Source organism: Halomonas sp. B23F22_20 (assembly GCF_043496985.1).
Lineage (GTDB): Bacteria > Pseudomonadota > Gammaproteobacteria > Pseudomonadales > Halomonadaceae > Halomonas.
The window spans coordinates 39,237-56,518 of record NZ_JBIEKH010000011.1 but is presented as its reverse complement, the minus strand read 5'-3'; the positions used below and the strand labels follow the sequence as shown (position 1 = coordinate 56,518).

General features: G+C 66.2%; 19 protein-coding genes. 7 read left to right on the top strand and 12 right to left on the bottom strand.

The annotated features are described in order from the left end of the window. The first annotated feature begins 105 nt into the window (after window positions 1-105). Window positions 106-585, top strand: coding sequence for a phosphate-starvation-inducible PsiE family protein (locus ACGTN6_RS10790; protein WP_394591519.1), 480 nt, complete (start codon window positions 106-108; stop codon window positions 583-585). 55 nt (window positions 586-640) lie between these two features. Here the strand turns inward: ACGTN6_RS10790 and ACGTN6_RS10785 are convergent, their stop codons facing one another. The 11 genes from ACGTN6_RS10785 to ACGTN6_RS10735 all read right to left on the bottom strand — a co-directional run bounded on the left by ACGTN6_RS10785 (window position 641) and on the right by ACGTN6_RS10735 (window position 9,650). Then, entirely contained in the window at window positions 641-1,612 is a 972-nt protein-coding gene (locus tag ACGTN6_RS10785) for a branched-chain amino acid transaminase (RefSeq protein WP_394591518.1), read from the bottom strand. Further along, entirely contained in the window at window positions 1,609-2,760 is a 1,152-nt protein-coding gene (locus ACGTN6_RS10780; RefSeq protein ID WP_394591517.1) for a class II histone deacetylase, read from the bottom strand. The genes ACGTN6_RS10785 and ACGTN6_RS10780 overlap by 4 nt, the downstream gene beginning before the upstream one ends. Next, window positions 2,757-3,698 carry a bifunctional Delta(1)-pyrroline-2-carboxylate/Delta(1)-piperideine-2-carboxylate reductase gene (gene lhpI, locus ACGTN6_RS10775; RefSeq protein WP_394591516.1) on the bottom strand — a complete coding sequence of 314 codons (942 nt, stop codon included), beginning with the start codon at window positions 3,696-3,698 and terminating at the stop codon, window positions 2,757-2,759. Before lhpI ends, ACGTN6_RS10780 begins: the two co-directional genes overlap by 4 nt. A 1-nt stretch (window position 3,699) precedes the next feature. Beyond that, window positions 3,700-4,056 carry a RidA family protein gene (locus tag ACGTN6_RS10770; protein WP_394591515.1) on the bottom strand — a complete coding sequence of 119 codons (357 nt, stop codon included), beginning with the start codon at window positions 4,054-4,056 and terminating at the stop codon, window positions 3,700-3,702. Between the two features lie 39 nt (window positions 4,057-4,095). After that, entirely contained in the window at window positions 4,096-5,130 is a 1,035-nt protein-coding gene (locus tag ACGTN6_RS10765) for a histone deacetylase family protein (RefSeq protein WP_394591514.1), read from the bottom strand. A 21-nt stretch (window positions 5,131-5,151) separates the two neighbouring features. After that, a complete protein-coding gene (locus ACGTN6_RS10760; RefSeq protein ID WP_394591512.1) occupies window positions 5,152-6,429 on the bottom strand; it encodes a TRAP transporter large permease in 1,278 nt (425 codons plus the stop codon). Beyond that, window positions 6,426-6,971: a TRAP transporter small permease gene (locus ACGTN6_RS10755; protein ID WP_394591511.1), complete on the bottom strand. Its 546-nt coding sequence runs from the start codon at window positions 6,969-6,971 to the stop codon at window positions 6,426-6,428. The genes ACGTN6_RS10760 and ACGTN6_RS10755 overlap by 4 nt, the downstream gene beginning before the upstream one ends. Window positions 6,972-7,046: 75 nt before the next feature. Further along, window positions 7,047-8,123 carry a TRAP transporter substrate-binding protein gene (locus tag ACGTN6_RS10750; protein ID WP_394591510.1) on the bottom strand — a complete coding sequence of 359 codons (1,077 nt, stop codon included), beginning with the start codon at window positions 8,121-8,123 and terminating at the stop codon, window positions 7,047-7,049. Window positions 8,124-8,261: 138 nt separating this feature from the next. Beyond that, window positions 8,262-9,041: an AraC family transcriptional regulator gene (locus ACGTN6_RS10745; RefSeq protein WP_394591509.1), complete on the bottom strand. Its 780-nt coding sequence runs from the start codon at window positions 9,039-9,041 to the stop codon at window positions 8,262-8,264. A gap of 74 nt (window positions 9,042-9,115) precedes the next feature. Next, entirely contained in the window at window positions 9,116-9,442 is a 327-nt protein-coding gene (locus ACGTN6_RS10740) for a hypothetical protein (RefSeq protein WP_394591508.1), read from the bottom strand. Window positions 9,443-9,455: 13 nt separating this feature from the next. Then, a complete protein-coding gene (locus ACGTN6_RS10735; RefSeq protein WP_394591507.1) occupies window positions 9,456-9,650 on the bottom strand; it encodes a hypothetical protein in 195 nt (64 codons plus the stop codon). A gap of 345 nt (window positions 9,651-9,995) precedes the next feature. Between ACGTN6_RS10735 and ACGTN6_RS10730 the strand changes: the two genes are divergently transcribed. The 5 genes from ACGTN6_RS10730 to ACGTN6_RS10710 all read left to right on the top strand — a co-directional run bounded on the left by ACGTN6_RS10730 (window position 9,996) and on the right by ACGTN6_RS10710 (window position 15,584). After that, window positions 9,996-10,673: a YoaK family protein gene (locus ACGTN6_RS10730; RefSeq protein ID WP_394591506.1), complete on the top strand. Its 678-nt coding sequence runs from the start codon at window positions 9,996-9,998 to the stop codon at window positions 10,671-10,673. Window positions 10,674-10,811: 138 nt separating this feature from the next. After that, entirely contained in the window at window positions 10,812-11,987 is a 1,176-nt protein-coding gene (locus tag ACGTN6_RS10725; RefSeq protein WP_394591504.1) for a zinc-binding dehydrogenase, read from the top strand. Then, complete coding sequence (locus ACGTN6_RS10720) at window positions 11,984-13,036, top strand: proline racemase family protein (RefSeq protein WP_394591503.1); 1,053 nt, start codon at window positions 11,984-11,986, stop codon at window positions 13,034-13,036. The genes ACGTN6_RS10725 and ACGTN6_RS10720 overlap by 4 nt, the downstream gene beginning before the upstream one ends. Before the next feature lie 81 nt (window positions 13,037-13,117). Continuing rightward, the gene (locus ACGTN6_RS10715; protein WP_394591502.1) at window positions 13,118-13,606 is read left to right on the top strand and encodes a LabA-like NYN domain-containing protein; all 489 of its coding nucleotides are present in this window, start codon (window positions 13,118-13,120) and stop codon (window positions 13,604-13,606) included. Between the two features lie 238 nt (window positions 13,607-13,844). Continuing rightward, window positions 13,845-15,584: a sodium:solute symporter family protein gene (locus ACGTN6_RS10710; RefSeq protein ID WP_394591501.1), complete on the top strand. Its 1,740-nt coding sequence runs from the start codon at window positions 13,845-13,847 to the stop codon at window positions 15,582-15,584. Window positions 15,585-15,787: 203 nt separating this feature from the next. Here the strand turns inward: ACGTN6_RS10710 and ACGTN6_RS10705 are convergent, their stop codons facing one another. Next, window positions 15,788-16,006, bottom strand: a complete 219-nt coding sequence (locus ACGTN6_RS10705) for a hypothetical protein (RefSeq protein WP_394591499.1) — start codon at window positions 16,004-16,006, stop codon at window positions 15,788-15,790. Window positions 16,007-16,054: 48 nt separating this feature from the next. On the opposite strand from ACGTN6_RS10705, the gene ACGTN6_RS10700 reads away from it, so the two are divergent. Beyond that, the gene (locus ACGTN6_RS10700; protein WP_394591498.1) at window positions 16,055-17,140 is read left to right on the top strand and encodes a patatin-like phospholipase family protein; all 1,086 of its coding nucleotides are present in this window, start codon (window positions 16,055-16,057) and stop codon (window positions 17,138-17,140) included. The last annotated feature ends 142 nt before the right edge of the window (window positions 17,141-17,282 follow it).

Genomic DNA, 17,282 nt, shown 5'->3' with positions numbered 1-17,282 from the left:
GGGAGGATGGAGATGTCGCCACGACGCCCCGCGTCGTGGCGTTTTTCTTGGCGAACGCCTGGGCATGGTGGCAGAGTGCTCTCCAGGCCTGTCAGGAGAGACGTCATGAGCACGGTTCCAGATCCTTCCAAGGAAAAGCGCCCCCAACTCCTCCACGACGAGCTACCCGAGGAGCATGAGGACCCCTTGATCGGCATCCTGCATCGCATTATCCGCATCGGGGTGAAGGTGCTGGCGGTGCTGATGGTGTTCGTGATCCTCTGGGGCATCTTCGACGTCGTCTACGTCCTCTATCAGCAGCTCATCCAGCCGCCCTTTTTGCTGCTCGAGGTCGGCGATATCTTCCGCTTGTTCGGCGCCTTCATGGTGGTGCTGATCGCCATCGAGATCTTCATCAATATCCGGCTTTACCTCGGCACCAGCGTGCTGCCCATCCAGTTGGTCATCGCCACCGCGCTGATGGCCATCGCCCGGAAGGTGATCGTGCTGGACATCGAGACCGTCTCGGCCGAATACGTCCTTGCCATCGCCGCCGTGGTCCTGGCGCTAGGCGTCACCCACTGGCTGGTGGCCCGCAAGTACTAGTGTCTTGACATGCCTCACCGAGCCCACCGCGACAACAGCACTCGCCCCAGTGGGCTCAGGCAGGCGTCAGCCAGTCGCCATAGCCTGCCAGGTCGTCGCCAAGATCGCCTCGGGTGACCCGCCGATAGAGCCGCTGCAGTCGAGCGGTCGCCGAGTCGTGGGCAATCGGCTCGTCGGGGGGCGGCGCTCCCGCTCTCGCTCCGATATGCCGGCCGTCCAGCTCGCGCAGCGGCAGGATCTCGGCCGCGGTGCCGGTGAGGAAGGCCTCATCGGCGACATACAGCTCATCCCGGGTGATCCGCCGCTCCACCACCTCCAGCCCCAGCACCTCGCGGGCCAGGCGAATGACGCTGTCGCGGGTGATGCCCCGCAGGCAGGAGGTGATCTCCGGGGTATGCAGGGCACCGTCGCGCAGCAGGAAGACGTTGGCCGCCGAGGCCTCGGCCACATACCCTTCGGGGTCGAGCATCAAGGTCTCGTCGAAGCCCGCTTTTACCGCCGTGTTGAGCGCCAGCATCGAGTTCACGTAGTGGCCGTTGGTCTTGGCCCGACACAGGCTGATGTTGACGTGGTGGCGCGCCCAGGAGGACGTCAGGGCCCTCAGGCCAACGCTCGACGCCTCCGGGGAGACATAGTCGCCGAGGTCCCAGGCGGCGATCATCACGTGGCTGGTCAACCCCTTGGCACGCAGGCCAAGCCCCTCGGCTCCCAGATAGACGGTCGGTTTGAGATAGGCGTTGGTCAGTCCGTTGCGCATCAGGCACTCGCGCTGGGCCGTGATCAAAGTCTCGGCGTCGCAAGATAACGGTATATCCAGAGCATGGGCGCTATCCAACAACCGGCGGGTATGCTCGGCGACTCGAAACAGGGCGGGACGGCCATCCGGGCCTTCGTAGGCACGTACGCCTTCGAAACAGCCCATGCCATAGTGCAGAGTGTGGGTCAGCAGATGGGTCCCGGCCTCGCGCCAAGGCAGCCAGTCACCGTCCCGCCACAGCCAGCCGTCGCGGTCGTATAGGGGCGTCATGGGATTCTCTCGTCGGGGGAAGGATGGGCGAACCAGCGTTCGCGCCAGTCGTCGATCAGTGACTGCTGGTGGGGCTGCAGGGCCTGGTAACCCCAAGCGGCGATCTCGTCGTTCTGGGGATCGGGCACGGCGAGTTCGCTGCACGCCAGCGCCTCGATCACCGCGTGTCCGCAGAACGGTACGTAGCCTTCCGAATAACCGCCCTCGTGGATCATCACCAATCGCCCCCCACAGACGCGCTCGGCCAGCGCCATAAGCCCGCGGGTCATCTCGCCGAAGGCCCGGCCATTGAGCAGCATCTTGCCCAGCGGATCCTTGGCGCAGGCGTCATAGCCGCAGGCGACCACGATCAGCTCCGGCCGGAAGGCCTCGAGAGCCGGCAGTACCAGGGTCTCCATGGCATGGGCATAGGCGCCCAGGCCGCAGCCCGGCGGCAGCGGCAGGTTCAGGCAGGCGCCCTGCCCCGCGCCCTCGCCCTGCTCCTCGAAGGCGCCGGTATCCAGCGGATAGTTGCCGGCCTGGTGGATCGACACCGTCAGGACCTCGGGGTCGGCGTAGAAGGCCGACTGCTGGCCATTACCGTGGTGGACGTCCCAGTCGAGGATCGCCACCCGCCCCACCTGGCCGAGGGCCCTGGCGCGCATCACCGCCACCGGGATGTTGCCCAGCAGGCAGAAGCCACGCCCCTGGTCGGCCTCGGCGTGATGGCCAGGGGGCCGGCACAGCGCGTAGGCGTTGGCCAGCTCGCCGGTGGCCACCGCCTCCACGGCGGCGATGGCCAGCCCCGCCGACTGCCGGGCCGCGGCCAGGCTGCCCGGCGTATAGGGCGCGCAGTCGCCAGCCTCGCCGCCCCGATCTCGATCGCCGGCCACCAGGGCCTCCAGATAGCGCGAGGTATGGAAGCGCTCGAGGTCTTCGCGCGTCGCGGGCGGCGCCTTGCGCACCGCGAGCTCATCGATCAGCCCCGAGACCTCGAGCATGTTCTTCAGCCGCCGCTTGCTCTCCGCACTCTCCGAGGCGGGCTGGGGCTGGCGGAATTCGCCCGGCGCGGCGAATACCCCGATGGCGCCGGGATCGTGCCAGAAGCAGCGTTCGTGCCAATAGAAGCCGGTAACGGGCCGTGCCGTGCCCGGCGTCTCGTGCGTCATGGGATCGCCTCCTGGCGCTCCCAGACCTCGATAGCGGCCGCCAGGTCCTCCAGCGAGGCGCCCACCGACTTGAACACCGTGATGGCTTCTTCGCCGCTGCGACCGGGCTTGCGACCCTCCAGTAGTTCGGCCAGCTCGCCGCGCAGCTCGTCGAAGGCGAAGGCCCCCTCGTCGGCGGCCTGCAGGAGATCACCGGCCTCCCCCCGGGCACCGGCGTAGGTATCGACGAACACCTCGCCGCGGCGCAGACACTCGGCGTCGGTCTCGCGCATGCTCGGCCGGAAGGCGCCGATCAGGTCGAGGTGGGTGCCCAGCGACAGCCAGGCGCCCCGAATCAGCGGCTCGGTGGAGAGCGTCACGCAGCTGATCAGGTCGGCCTCGCGAGTCGCCGCCTCCAGGTCGGTGACCGCCGCGGTATCGAAGCGATCCGCGTACTCCGCGGCCAGGCGCTCGGCCTTGTCGAGATGACGCCCCCAGATGCGAACTCGGCGAATCGGCCGCACCGAGGCGTGAGCTTCGATGACCATCGGTGCCAGCTTGCCGGTGCCCACTACCAGCAGTGACTCGGCGTCCGTCCGGGCCAGTTCGCGCGCCGCCAGCGCCGAGGCCGCGGCAGTACGTCGCCGGGTCAGCTCGCTGCCGTCGATGCAGGCCAGCGGTCGACCATGATCACCCTCGCTGAGCAGATAAACGCCGGAAATCGCCGGCAAGCCGTGTTCGGCGTTCTGGGGAAAGACATTGACCATCTTCACCCCGATGTAGCCGGCCCGCTCCCAGGCCGGCATCAACAGCAGAGTGGCTTCACCATCGGGTCGATGCATGGCGTGATGGTGCCGCGGCGGCGACTCCACCCCCTCACGGAACGTGGCGGCCAGCCGTTCCACCAGCGCCGGCCAGGCCAGCGCCGCCGCCACGCGATCGGCGTCGATGATCCGCATATCAGGACTCCGGCAGCGCGGCCACAACCATGATCTCGACCTTCCACTCGGGCTTGGCCAGTTGGGCCTCGACGGCGGCCCTCACCGGCGGACGGCCAGGTGCCACCCAGGCATCCCAGGCGGCGTTCATCTCGGCGAACTCGCTCATGCTGGTCACCCAGATCTGGGCCGAGACGAGATGCTCCTTGGAGGTGCCGGCCTTGGCCAGCAGCGCGTCGATACGCGCCAGCACCTGCTCGGTCTGGCCTCGCATACCCGCACCGGCATCGGTAGGCACCTGGCCGGCCAGGTAGACGGTACCGTTGTGGACGACGATCTGACTCATGCGCTCGTTGCTGTCGTGATGGCTCAGGTTCATGGCGTGTCTCTCTTCTCTCTGTCTCTGTTGGCAGCGCCCTCAGGCGCCTTGAAAGCCGCCCATGAAGGCGGCCAGGTTATGACTCAGGTGCGCAGTGGGATAGCCCCCTTCCTGCACCAGCACGGTGGGCAGGTCGAGCGCCGCCAGGCGTCGCCCCACGTCAGAAAAAACGGCGGTGTCCAGTGCCAGGCCGGCCAGGGGGTCCGCCCGGTGGGCATCGAGGCCCAGGGCCACCACCAACACCGCGGGGCGGAACTCGACGAGGCGTTCGATCAGGGTATCCAGGGCGGCCAGGAACGTCTCTCCATCGCTGCCCACCGGCAGCGGCAGGTTGACATTGGCACCCAGCCCCGCCCCCTCGCCGACCTCGTCGACGCCGCCCCAGAAGAACGGATAGAAGTCGGCCGGGTCGGCGTGCAGCGACCCGGTCCAGACGTCGCCGTCGGCGTAGAAGATGTCCTGGGTGCCGTTGCCGTGGTGAAGATCCACGTCGAGAATGGCCACCCGTGGAAAGCGCTCGCGCAGGAGCGTCGCCGCCAGCGCGGCGTTGTTGAGGAAGCAGAAACCACCGGCGCGTTCGGGCCCGGCATGGTGGCCGGGCGGTCGGCATAGCGCATAGGCGGCACGCTCGCCGCCGGCCACCGCCTCGGCTGCCGCCTGGGCGGTGGCTGCACTGGCCAGAATGCCGGCGAAGCTGTCGGCGGTGATCGGGCAGGCCATGTCGTGCAAGTGCCAGCCGGCCTGGCCCACCGGATGGCGCGGGTAGTGGTGGCCGCCGCCACAGGGATGCACGTTGGGCGCGACGATCTCGGCGGCATCCGGCATCGCCTGCCAGCGCGCATGGATGGTCTCCAGGAAGTCGAGATAGCGCGGGGAATGAATGCGTGCCAGGCGCTCGCGCAGCCGTGCACCATCACTCTCGGCGGGAGACGTCAGCGCTAGACCAACTTCAGCCAACCCCTGGCCCAGCAGCTCGGCCCGCACCGGCCCCTCCGGCGAGGGAGCTGGCCGGCCTCGCAGCAGGAAGGTCTCCGGGGCATGGCGCTCCTGGTCGGGATGATAGAAGAGCTTCATGGGCCTGTCCTTGTCACGGGCTCAGTCGAGCAGCGAGGGAATCCAGGTGGACAGCGACGGGAATACCGCCAGCAGCACCACCACCGAGATGAAGGCCGCGTAGAACGGCAGCGAGGCGACGATCGCTCGTTCATAGGGTACTTCGGCAATGCGCGCCGCGGTCATCAGCGTCATCCCGACCGGTGGTGTGACGTTGGCGATATTGAGCGTGACGATCATCACGATGGCGAAGTGCAGCGGATCGAAGCCCAGCGAGACCATGGCCGGCACTACCACCGGCCCGATCACCACCAGCGCCGGCAGTACGTCCATCACGGTGCCGAGCACGATCAGCAGCAGACACACCAGCATGATCTGGATGAAGGGCACGTCGCTGATAGTGGTGATTATCTCGGCCGCTTCACGGGCAATCCCCGAGCGGGTCACGAACCAGCCCAACACCGCCGAGGTGGCCAGCAGGAAGAACACCACGCCGGAGAACTTCACGGTGGTGACCAGCGCCTGCCAGATCTTGTGCAGCGTCAGGTTCCGGTAGAAGACCATGCCGATGAAGATGGCGTAGACCGCCGCGAAGCCCGACGCCTCGGTGATGGTGGTCATGCCGGAGAGGATGCCGCCAAGGATGATCAACGGCACCAGCATGGCCGGCAGCGCCGAGAGGAAGGCGAACACCGCAACGCGGATCGGCGTGCCGGCCTGCTTGGGATAGCCGCGCATCCAGGCCAGCACGATGCTGGTCAGCAGTAGCGCCAGGGTCATCAGCACGCCGGGCAGGATGCCGCCGGCAAAAAGGTCGATCACCGAGATGTCGCGCAGCAGGGTGGCATAGACCACCATCACCACGCTGGGCGGGATGATCGGGCCGATAATCGACGAACAGGCGGTGATCGCCGCCGCATACTCGGCGTCGTAACCCTGCTTCTTCATCTCGGGGATCATGATCTTGCCGATCGCGACGGTGTCGGTGATCGCCGCTCCGGTTAAGCCGGCGAAGAACAGCGACACCGTGACGTTGACGTGGGACAGCGCCCCGCGGATGCGACCGAACAGCGCGTTGTTGAACGCGATCAGCTTCTGCGTCAGCCCGCCCTGGTTCATCAGTTCGGCGGTGAAGATGAAGTACGGCACGGCGATCAGCATGTAGCCGGAAACCCCGGAAAACATGCGATCGGCAATGATGCCGACCAGGCGTTCGCCGCCCAGCGAATACACGCCGGCGACCCCGGAGATGGCCATGACCACGGCCACCGGGGCTCCGATCAACAGCACCACGACGAAGGCAATGATGGCAGGGGTCATGGGCGAGCCTCCTGATCATGTGCGTGGATCACTTCCTCGATCGCTGCGGATTCGTCGACGAAGTGTTCCAGCAGGCCAAAGCCCTGAACCAGGTGCAGCAGGAAGATCACCCCTGACAGCGGCACGGCGATCGCCGTCCACTTGCGCGAAATCTGGATGGTGTCGGACACCATGTACACCTGGGTGGCGTTCTGGAAGAAGTCCCAGCCGTACCAGATCACCAGCAGCGAGAAACCCGCCATCACGGCGAGCGTGAGGCCAGCACACAGCTTGACCAGGAGCTCGGGCAATAGCCGCATCAGCAAGGTCATGGCCACGTGCTCGCCGGCGTGCAGGGCGATGGTGGACGACAGCAGCCCGATCCACGGCAGAAACAGCCGGGCTAGCGAATAGGTCCAGCTGAGGGCATCACCGGTAAACAGGGTATACAGGAAGCCCGTGAAGGAGATGGTCAGCATGCCGAGGATACAGGCCACGCATACCACGATGGCGACTCGATTGACGGTATCACTGGCCCGGCGGGCCGAGGTTAACAGGCTCATAGGCGCTCCGGCGGTAGTCACTGGCATCGGGGCGACCCGCAGGTCGCCCCGATGTGCCTGGTGATCGGCGAGAGATTACTGGCCGTAGCGCTGGTAGGTTTCTTCGGGCAGCGATTCGCGCAGCGACTGCACCTCGCCCAGCAGATCATCGACCAGCTGAGAATCGGCACCGAAGTCATCGACGATCCAGCTCCGCCAGGCGGGCCGGGCGATCTCGGCCATGCGTTGACGCTCGTCGGTAGGCATGATGTAGCACTCCTCGAACAGCTCACAGGATTTCTGCCAGCTGGCCGTGGCGAGCATCGCCGAAGCACCGTGGCTGAGCTGCACCGATTCGCGGGCGGCATTGAGGACGATATGCTGGTAGTCCTCGGGCAGTTCCTGGAACCAGCTCTCGCTGACCACCCAGGAGGCACTGTTGTACACGTGCCCGGTCAGAGTGGTGTAGTCGGTGACCTCGTCCAGGCCATAGGTGGTGTTGATCACCGGCGCGTTGAACTGGCCATCGGCCAGCCCGGTCTCCAGGGCGGTGATCAGCTCGCCCCAGGGCAGCGGCGTGGCCGAGGCGCCGAGCGCCTTCATGGTCGCCACGTGGGCCGGATTTTCCTCGGTGCGAATGTTGAGCCCCTCGAGGTCTTCGACGGTCTTGATCAGGCGCTCGTTGTTGGTGAAGGCCACAAAACCGCCGCCGTCGTCGAACGTGCCCAGATAGCGCATGTCGGCGGCCTCGGTGGTGCCGGACATGAAGTTCGCGAACCACTCGCTGTCGAAGAAAGCCCAGGCCTGGCGCCAGTTGTCGAACAGGAAGGGCGCGGTCACCACCTGATAGTCCGGATAGAAGGAGGACATGGCCCCAGAGGTGAGAATGCTCGACTGCAGGGCGCGACCGCCGGCCTGGACCTGGGAGCCGGTCTCCACCTCGGAGCCCATCTGGCCACCGCCGAAGATCGAGACGGCGAGGTCACCGTCGGTCTGCGACTCCACCTGTTCCTTGAAGTGCACCAGGGCGGGATAGATGCTGTTGTTGGTCAGGTTCTCGGGGATCAGCGTGGCGATGGCCATCTCGTACGTCTGGGCCTGGGCCTGAGTAGCGGCCATGGCCAGGGGCAGTACGGTGAAGGCCGCCAGTCGCGGAAGCGTCTTGATTGTCATTGCATCGACCTCTTGTGGTTGTTATCGAACGCGGACCCTGAAGATCCGACGCTTGTGACTAAACCTCAAGGTAGGTCGGGTAGGCGGCGCCTGCTTGCCCGCAACTGCGGTACGCTTGCCCGAAACTGCTGAACCCCCTCATTCGCCATGGCGACGCTCCAGGGAAGGAGAGCGATCGAACTGGCGGCGATAGGCACGAGAGAAACTCCCCTGGTCGCGAAAGCCGACCAGGGCGGCGATATGGCCCAGGCTCAGGTCGCTATGGTGCACCAGGGTACGGGCATGCTCGAGTCGACGTCGCTGGACATAGGCCAACGGCGTCATCCCGGTGCGCATACGAAAGCGGGCGTGGAAGTGCCCGACGCTCAATGCACACAGTGACGCCAGGCGCTCGACGCGGATCTCATCGGCCAGATGGCGATCGATCCAGGCATCCAGGCGGGCCAGGTCAAGGCGACCATCGTCGGGCGTGAGAACGCTGCCTGCGTCTTCTGCCAACGGCTCGGCAGCCAGGTGAAGGTAAAGAGCCCTCAGCAGCAGCGCCGCGATCTCGCTATGCAGCTCCGGGCAGGCCTCGAGCTGAAGCATCAGGCTATCGGCCAGACGATTCAGGCGCGGAGGCACGCCGAAAAAGCGTGGGCGGTCGAACAGCCGCTCTATGCGATCACCGTCGCGCAGACCGGGCAGCGTCGCGGCGGGAATGTCCAGCACGAAGGTGCGATTACGGCCATCACCGTGATATTCGTGATGACGCGAACAGGGAATCAGGCATCCCCGTGCGCCGGTGATGCGCTCCCCCAGCCCCTCGATGGAGAGCTCGGTGGCACCGCGGGTGGCCAGGATCAGCTGATGATGATCGTGCGCGTGAGCCACATGCTCGCGTTCGAGGGTCGTGGCCCGCAGATCGAGAAGAGACATGGCATCCTGCCGAAAACTGACCTTGGATGCCTTTCACCATGGGCCGAGCCCGTGCAGAACGCAAACCCTTCGACTCAGCAGCGGCCCTTCATGGCCTGGCCGGGCGGGCAGAAGCGGGAAGGCTGACGATCATCGCGATGAGGACGATGGCGCCGATGATGGGCGCGACGCTTCCAGTCGTCGCGGTCGTGATAGTCGTGGCGACGATCGTGACGATGCCGCCGCTCGTGATAGCGGCGCTCTTGGTGACGATGGCCGTCGTGATAGCCGCCGAACTCCACCAGCGGGCCGCTACCGATGCGCGCCGGGGTGTAGCTGCAGCCGGTGATCAGCAGCGCCGTTGCCAGCCCCAGCACGGCCAGGGCCGCCCTTCCGGTACGCCGGACTCGGCGCCCAGACACGTGGCCCGCCACCTCAGCAGCGTCCCTGCTTGGCCAGTCCGGGCGGGCAGAAGCCGCCACCCTGGCGATGACGATCATGGCCATGATCGTGACGATCGCCGAACTCCACCAGCGGCTCGGCGTCGATCCGGGCGGGGGTATAGCTGCAGCCCACCAGGGCGGTAGCGGCGATCAGCAGAATCAAGGGCATCAACAGGCGATACGACATGGGACTTCTCTCGGCTAGATGAATGGCCGCCATTCTAGCGAAGCCTCTCCGCCTTACCCATGTGGCACTGCGACGACACACACTGTCTCTCCATGACAACACTCGACACCGACCTTGGCCTGAGGGCTTCGCTTCCCGTCGATAGGGGAGCCCTGGCGACCGGTGTCGGGGTAGCAGGCCAACATCGAAGTACCGGGAATACGAAGATAGGCTGGCGCCGCATCGCGAAAGGCTGGCCACCGCGGGTCTGTTGCAGCGCCGGAAAGCGTCTCACCCAAGCGCCTGGGCCACACCACGCAGGCATGATTCAATGAGGGGACAATACACTACCGTCAAGGAAGCATCGTGATTTCCCAGCTGCCGCGATGGGTCGAGTACGGCGCCTTCGTCCTGGCCTTCATCGCCGGGTGCGTCAATGCGATCGGCCTGCTGGGCTTCGAACACCAGGCGATCTCCCACCTCTCGGGCACGGCCACCCTGCTGGGCACGGGGCTGTCCCACGGCCAGCTGCCCACGGCCCTCCATCTCGGGGGCATCCTCATCAGCTTCCTGGTCGGCGCGACGCTGTCAGGGGTGATGCTGCCAGGCAGCTCGCTAAAGCTGGGGCGTCATTACGAGACCCTGCTGGCCATCGAGGGCCTGCTGCTGCTGACCGCCATCCCCTGCCTGGATGGCGGTGCCATGCTCGGCCACTATCTGGCATCCATGGCCTGTGGCCTGCAAAACGCCATGGCCACCACCTACAGCGGCGCGGTAGTCCGTACCACCCACCTCACCGGCATCATCACCGACCTCGGCCTGATGCTCGGCAACGCCGTCCGGGGACGTCCCTTCGATCGACGCAAGGCCTGGCTGCTGATGACCATCGTGGTCGGCTTCATCCTCGGCGGCGGTGTCGGCGCCTGGCTGTTCACCGGCCTGCACTTCATGGCGCTGGCAATTCCCGCCGCTATCTGCTTCGTCCTGGCGCTGAGCTATCGGTTCTACCGCCAGCAGCGTGGCGGCGACCGAACGACGTCATGAGGGGGTGACAGGCCCCTTCTCCTAAAACCGAAAAAAACCCCAGTAACGTGCTGGCAAATCGAAAAAAATCCCTGATGGTGCACGCTGGCGACTTTGCTATCGTCGCGTTTGAACCCACCCCACACGAGGAGCTAGCCGATGGGCGCAGCGTCCCTGCCCGAGAAGGTCCCCACCACCATGGCCGCCATGCGGCTGATCGGTCACGGCGACGTGGACCAGTTGGTCTACGACGAATCCGTTGCCACGCCGCGTCCCGGTCCCGGCGAGGTACTGGTGAAGGTCACCGCCACCGCCAAGAACAACACCGACCGCAAGGCGCGCGAGGGCCTCTATCCGACCAAGGAAAAAGGCGACGTGACCTCGTTTGCCATGGGTGGATCGCCGACCCTGACCTTCCCGCGCATCCAGGGCGCCGACGTGGTCGGCCGGGTGGTCGCCGTAGGCGACGGCGTCGACGCCTCGCGCATCGACGAGCGTGGGCTGCTCGACTTCAACCTCTATGCCGACGCGCGGCGCGACATCAACCTGACGCCGGACTACTACGGCCACGGTGCCGACGGCGGTTTCGCCGAATACATCGCCGTGCCCTCGGACCAGTTCCATCACGTGCCGAACCCCGAGCTCAAGGACGCCGAACTGGCCGCCATGGGCATGTGCTCCTACCAGACCGCCTACCATATGATGACCGCGGCGGGCGTGAGGTCTGGCGAACGCATCCTCGTCACCGGCGCCAGCGGCGGCGTGGGCACCGCGCTGATCCAGCTGTGTCGGGTGGTAGGTGCCATTCCCTACGCCCTGAGCCAGCAGGACAAGGCCCCTGCGCTGCTCGAGCTCGGCGCCGAGGCGGTGCTCGACCGCTCCGACATGCACGATTTCGAGGCCAAGGTCAGGGCCGTGACCGGCGGCGCACCGATCGACGCCGTGATGGATCTGGTCGGCGGCGAGATGACCGATCGCTTCATCGACACCATGATCTTCGACATGAAGGCCCGCGCGAGCTATCCGCGGCTATCGATCGCCGGCGCCAGCGGCGGTAACGTCAGCGAGATCATGTGGACCCGTATCTACCTCTACCAGGTGCAGATCTTCGGCGTTTCCCACGGCACCCGCGAGGAGGCCGAGCAGCTGGTGGAATGGATCCGCGGCGGGCAGCTCAAGCCGGTGCTGCACGCCGCCTTCAAGCTCTCAGAGCTGCGCGAGGCGGAACGCTACTTCGTCAACCGCGGCAGCAACTACCTGGGCAAGATCGTGCTCGTCCCCGATGCCGAGTGGGACGAGCACGGCGCGCCCTTCGCCCTCGAGGGAAAACAATGAGCAAGCCCGAGCTGAAGATCCGGCTGATGGACACCCACGCCGGCGGCGACGTCAGCCGCATCGTGCTCGGCGGCATCGACCCGCTGCCGGGTGCCACGGTGCGCGACCAGATGCACTACCTGCGCGACGACGCCGACGGCCTGCGCAAGCTGCTGCTCGACGAGCCCTACGGCATCCCCGAGATGTCGGTAGACCTGATCGTGCCGGCCACCGACCCGGAGGCCGAGGCCGGCTACATCATCATGGAGGTGATGGGCTATCCCATCTACTCCGGCTCCAACACCATCTGCACCGCCACGGCGGTGCTGGAAGCCGGCCTGGTGCCCAAGCGCGAGGGCCGCCAGCGCTTCCTGCTGGAATCCCCCGCCGGACGCGTACAGATCGAGGCGCTGGTGGAGAACGATGTGGTCGAGGCCATCACCTGCGAGGGGCTGCCCAGCTACATCGACACCTATCGCAGCACCATCCACGTACCCACCATCGGCGACGTCACCTACAGCGTGGCCTACAGCGGCGGCTTCTATGCGCTGGTCGACGCCGCCGAGCTGGGCTTTTCGCTGGTGCGCGAGGAGGAGCGCGCGCTGTCCGAGTGCGCCTACAAGATCGTCGGGGCGCTGCAGGCCGAGCGTGGCTTCTCCCACTACACCCTGGGCGACGTGGGCCCGCTGCCCTTCCTGCACTTCATGGGCCCGGTGGAACAGGTGGCCGACGACTTCTATCGCTCACGTTCCACCACCTACGTACACCCCGGGGTGATCTGCCGCAGCACCACCGGCACCGGCACCTCCGCGCGCCTGGCGCTGATGCACCACGAGGGCAGCATCCGCCCCGGCGACAAGCTCGAGACTGTCTCGCTGCGCGAGACCGGCTTCATCGGCGAGTTCACCGGCACTCACCAGGAGGGTCAGCAGACGGTGGTGGAGAACACCATCACCGGCAAGGCCTTCGTGCTGGCCCACTCCGACATCGTCATCAACCCCGAGGATCCCATGGTGCGCGACGACAGCGTGTACCATATCCTCAGCTCGCGACACGAAACGTCATCCTGAGCCAAGTGCGCCGGCCCCGGGCCGGCGCGTTGTTTCCTACCGCGGCCACGAGATCCGGCCGCAGCTCACCGAGGCATCTGCATGCCAAAGGTACTGATCCTGCTGGATGTCCAGAACCTTTACTACACCAGCCGCCAGGCTCATCGTCGCAACGTCGACTACAACGCCCTCTGGGCCCGAGCGACCGCAGGACGCCAGGTGAGCCGGGCCATCGCCTACGCCATCGACCGGGGCGACGAGAAGCAGCGCCAGTTCCAGAACATCCTGCGCGCTATCGGCTTCGAGGTGAAGCTCAAGCCCTTCATCCAGCGCGCCGACGGCTCGGCCAAGGGCGACTGGGACGTCGGCATTACCCTGGACGCCATCGAGCACGCCGACGAGGTGGACCTGGTGGTACTGGCCTCCGGCGACGGTGACTTCGCCCCGCTGGTCGACAAGCTGCACGACAAGTTCGGAGTGGAAGTGGAGGTCTTCGGGGTCCCCGCCTACACCGCCGACGCCCTGATCCGCTCGGCCAGCCGCTTCGTGCCCATCGAGGGCGAGCTGCTACTGGGCGCTCCCCCACGCTAAGCCGACACGCTAGCCCGGCACACCAGAGGCGGAAGATCCTCCGGACGCCACGCGTCGGGTGCTCCAAGCCTTCTCGCGGCGCCACTGTCGCCGCGTTACCCGTCACGCCATCTGTTCATCGCCGTCCTCTCGCCCTTCGATGTCGCATCGGTCGCATGCCATGACGCTGAGAGAACGCCCTCGCTGATGAGGAGCCGCATCATAGTGCGCCACAAATCAACAAATTATGGTCTCCGCCATGGTCTATACCTCCGCCATTCTCCTGAGCCTGATCGGCTACTTCGTTATCGGCCACCTGGCCGGGCGTCGGGTCAAGCACCTCGACGACTACCTGGTCGCCGGGCGCAACGCCCCGACGTTTCTCATCCTCGGCACGCTGGTCGCCAGCTACCTGAGCACCAGCGCCTTCCTCGGCGAAACCGGCTTTGCCTACCAGGGCTATCCCTTCGTGATGCTGATCTTCGCTGCCCTCAGCACCTCCGGGTGCCTGCTCGGCGCGCTGGCCTTCGGCCGCTACCTGCGCCGCAGCGGCGCCCTGACGGTGCCGGAGTTCTTCGGCAAGCGCTTCGCTTCCAAGCGCGTGCAGCGCATCGCCGGCCTGACCACCGTACTCGGCCTGGGCGCCTACCTGCTGGGCGTGATGCAAGGTGCGGGCATCATGTTCGAGGAACTCACCGGCCTGCCCTACTGGGTCGGCCTGGTGCTGGTGTGGCTAACCTACACTGGCTTCATTCTCTACTCCGGCTCGCCGGGCGTGATGCTGACCGATACGGTGATGTTCGTGATCTTCTCCGTGGCGGCGCTGGGCGGCTCGATCTACATCATCCATGACCTGGGCGGCTGGCACGGCGTGGTCGAGGGGCTGCTGGCCCAAGGCGACAAGCCCGGCATCGCCCTGTGGCACGGCGTGCTGCAGGGTGACGACGCGACCTTCTCCACCCCCGGCGAAGCCCTGACCTGGGGCCTGACACTGGGCCTGGTGTGGGCCGCCGTACTGGCAGCCAGCCCCTGGCAGTCCAGCCGCTACCTGATGGCACGCAACGAGCACGTGGTGATGCGCTCGGCGATGCTCACCGCGGTGTCGCTGGCCGTCTTCTACGCCCTAATGATGATGACCGGCGCGGCGATCAACCTGTATGACCCGACGCTGAACGGCGAACGCGCCATGGTGTGGGCGGCGCTCAACGTGCTGCCGACCTGGCTCGGCGTGGTGATCCTCACCGGCGTCTTCGCCGCCGGCCTGTCGTCCTGCTCGACCTTTCTGTCGATCATCGGCTTCAGCATCTCCAACGACATCATGCCGGCCAACCGCAGCGAGTCCGCGGCCATGCGCACCAGCCGGTTCGCGGTGCTGGGCGCCGGCCTGATCGCCCTGATCCTGGCGCTGTTCCAGCCGCCAGCGGTGATGGCCGTGGTGTGGTTCGCCGCGACCCTGTTCGCCTCTTCCTGGGGCCCGGTGGCGCTGATGAGCATCTGGAGCCGCCGAATCACCGCCGCCGGCGCCGGCTGGGGCCTGACGGTCGGCTTCGTCGGCAACCTCATCCTGTCGCTGATGGTGCAGGCCGAATGGCTCCAGCTGCCGACCTATCTGCACCCCGTGCTGCTCAGCACCCTGATGGCACTGGTGGCGATCGCCGTGGCCTCGCGGCTGACCCGGATCAGCCAAGCCGAGCGCGATTACCTGGCCTTCCTGCATCGCGACGAGGAACACGCGACCGACGGCTGGGCGACCGGCTCGCGCCTGGTGGCTGCGTTCACCATGCTGTCCGGCATTGCCGTGGGCGCCTTCCTGTGGCGTCAATACGCCGATACGCTGGCCGGGCTCGCCGGCCAGTTCGGCACCTCCGAGTCCGCGGTCACCGGCGCCTATGCCCTGGCCGTCGGCTGCGGCGGCATGCTGGTGATTGCCGGCGCCGTGGGTTATCGCGTGGTGCGCTCCCGCGGCGCCATCCGCAAGGAACGCCCCGTCGAGGCCTGATCCCCTTCTCCCTCCGAGCGCAGTGGCCTTCCCCTCGCAGGCCGCTGCCCTAGGAAGCCCGCCACTTGACCTTGCCCGTGCCCATCGCGCCTGACCGCCGATGGGCACGCAGCATTGCGCCGATTGCCCATCTTTTCGAAAGCGGCCGCACCGTGATCCACGGGACTCGCAGCATGCGGCCACGCCACGCCTGAATCTTGAGTTCAGCTGTGCGGCGGCGAGGCTGCCAGCACCAGCAGGAAGCCGAGCGGTTGAGGTGGCATCAGCGCCTGCGCGAGCTTCGCCTTCCGGGCACGGAGACTACCCTGCTGCCGCTGCACCTCTGTAACGGGCTCGATCATCGCGGCCTGGAAGCCTCGTTCGCCGGCCCCGGGCATGGCCGCCAGCGGGCACCACTGAGCGATCAGCGGCAATTCCAACATCAGCCGTCTATAATGCAGCGCAGCATCGATGCCGGCACAGGAGATCGCATGGCCAACGGTACTCAAGGGGAAGGCAGAAAACGCATTGATCTGGCACTGCAAGGCGGCGGCTCCCACGGGGCGCTGACCTGGGGCGTACTCGACCGCCTGCTGGAGGATGAGCGACTGGAAATCGATGCCATCAGCGGCACCAGCGCCGGCGCCATGAACGCCGTGATGCTTGCCGACGGCCTGCATCGCAACGGCCGGGACGGTGCTCGCGAGGCGCTGCGTACCTTCTGGGAAGCGGTCAGCCGCATGGCGCGCTTCTCGCCGCTGCGACGTACCTTCTGGGATCGCCTGCTGGGCAACGACAGCCTCGACCACTCCCCCGGCTACCTGTTCATGGAAGGCCTGACTCGACTGGTGGACCCTGCCAGACTCAATCCCCTCGGCATCAATCCGCTGCGCGACCTGATCGAGAAACAGGTCGACTTCTCGCGGGTCAACGCCTGCGGCCAGGTCAAGGTCTTCGTCAACGCCACCAACGTTCGCACCGGCCGGGCAACGATCTTTCGCCAGCCCGAACTCTCGGTGGATACCCTGATGGCCTCGGCCTGCCTGCCGACGCTGTTCCCCGCCGTCGAGATCGACGGAGACGCCTACTGGGACGGCGGCTACAGCGGTAACCCCGCCCTCTATCCACTGGTCGACAACCGCGGCTGCAGCGACCTGGTGGTGGTTCAGATCAACCCGCTGGTACGCCGCAAGCTGCCCGACGGCGCCCGCGAGATCATCAACCGGGTCAATGAGATCACCTTCAATTCGAGCCTGGTCAAGGAACTGCGCAGCATCCAGCTGCTGCAACGGCTAATCGAGGCCGAGGGCCTGGAGCTCGAGCGCGTCCGCGCGATGCGCCTGCACCTGATCCACGCCGAGCAGGAGGTCCAGGAACTCAGTGCCTCCAGCAAGATGAACGCCGAGTGGGAGTTCATCTCACGGCTGCACGACCAAGGCCGCGCCTGGGCCGACCGCTGGCTGGCCGAGCACTTCGAAGCCATTGGCCAGCACTCCACCTTCGACCTGGACGCCGCCTTCGACGACACCTTCGCGCCGCTCTCCGTCCCCGAAGACGCCAAGACCGGTACGCGATGATCTGGCGCAAGACACCGTCTTATGGCGTCGTATCCGCTGCTTGCATCCTATTCAGCCATGATGCCCCAAGGTTAGGCCCCCATCGGGGCACAGGTCTGACGATAACCATCACTGTACGAAGCTGACATCAGACACCTAAGGC

Coding starts and splice junctions, on each gene's coding strand:
- ACGTN6_RS10735 (WP_394591507.1), bottom strand. CDS start 9,650: ATGTCGTATCGCCTGTTGATGCCCTTGATTCTGCTGATCGCCGCTACC.
- ACGTN6_RS10720 (WP_394591503.1), top strand. CDS start 11,984: ATGAGCAAGCCCGAGCTGAAGATCCGGCTGATGGACACCCACGCCGGC.
- lhpI (WP_394591516.1), bottom strand. CDS start 3,698: ATGCGGATCATCGACGCCGATCGCGTGGCGGCGGCGCTGGCCTGGCCG.
- ACGTN6_RS10780 (WP_394591517.1), bottom strand. CDS start 2,760: ATGACGCACGAGACGCCGGGCACGGCACGGCCCGTTACCGGCTTCTAT.
- ACGTN6_RS10755 (WP_394591511.1), bottom strand. CDS start 6,971: ATGAGCCTGTTAACCTCGGCCCGCCGGGCCAGTGATACCGTCAATCGA.
- ACGTN6_RS10745 (WP_394591509.1), bottom strand. CDS start 9,041: ATGTCTCTTCTCGATCTGCGGGCCACGACCCTCGAACGCGAGCATGTG.
- ACGTN6_RS10700 (WP_394591498.1), top strand. CDS start 16,055: ATGGCCAACGGTACTCAAGGGGAAGGCAGAAAACGCATTGATCTGGCA.
- ACGTN6_RS10705 (WP_394591499.1), bottom strand. CDS start 16,006: ATGTTGGAATTGCCGCTGATCGCTCAGTGGTGCCCGCTGGCGGCCATG.
- ACGTN6_RS10765 (WP_394591514.1), bottom strand. CDS start 5,130: ATGAAGCTCTTCTATCATCCCGACCAGGAGCGCCATGCCCCGGAGACC.
- ACGTN6_RS10760 (WP_394591512.1), bottom strand. CDS start 6,429: ATGACCCCTGCCATCATTGCCTTCGTCGTGGTGCTGTTGATCGGAGCC.
- ACGTN6_RS10750 (WP_394591510.1), bottom strand. CDS start 8,123: ATGACAATCAAGACGCTTCCGCGACTGGCGGCCTTCACCGTACTGCCC.
- ACGTN6_RS10710 (WP_394591501.1), top strand. CDS start 13,845: ATGGTCTATACCTCCGCCATTCTCCTGAGCCTGATCGGCTACTTCGTT.
- ACGTN6_RS10785 (WP_394591518.1), bottom strand. CDS start 1,612: ATGACGCCCCTATACGACCGCGACGGCTGGCTGTGGCGGGACGGTGAC.
- ACGTN6_RS10715 (WP_394591502.1), top strand. CDS start 13,118: ATGCCAAAGGTACTGATCCTGCTGGATGTCCAGAACCTTTACTACACC.
- ACGTN6_RS10725 (WP_394591504.1), top strand. CDS start 10,812: ATGGGCGCAGCGTCCCTGCCCGAGAAGGTCCCCACCACCATGGCCGCC.
- ACGTN6_RS10770 (WP_394591515.1), bottom strand. CDS start 4,056: ATGAACCTGAGCCATCACGACAGCAACGAGCGCATGAGTCAGATCGTC.
- ACGTN6_RS10790 (WP_394591519.1), top strand. CDS start 106: ATGAGCACGGTTCCAGATCCTTCCAAGGAAAAGCGCCCCCAACTCCTC.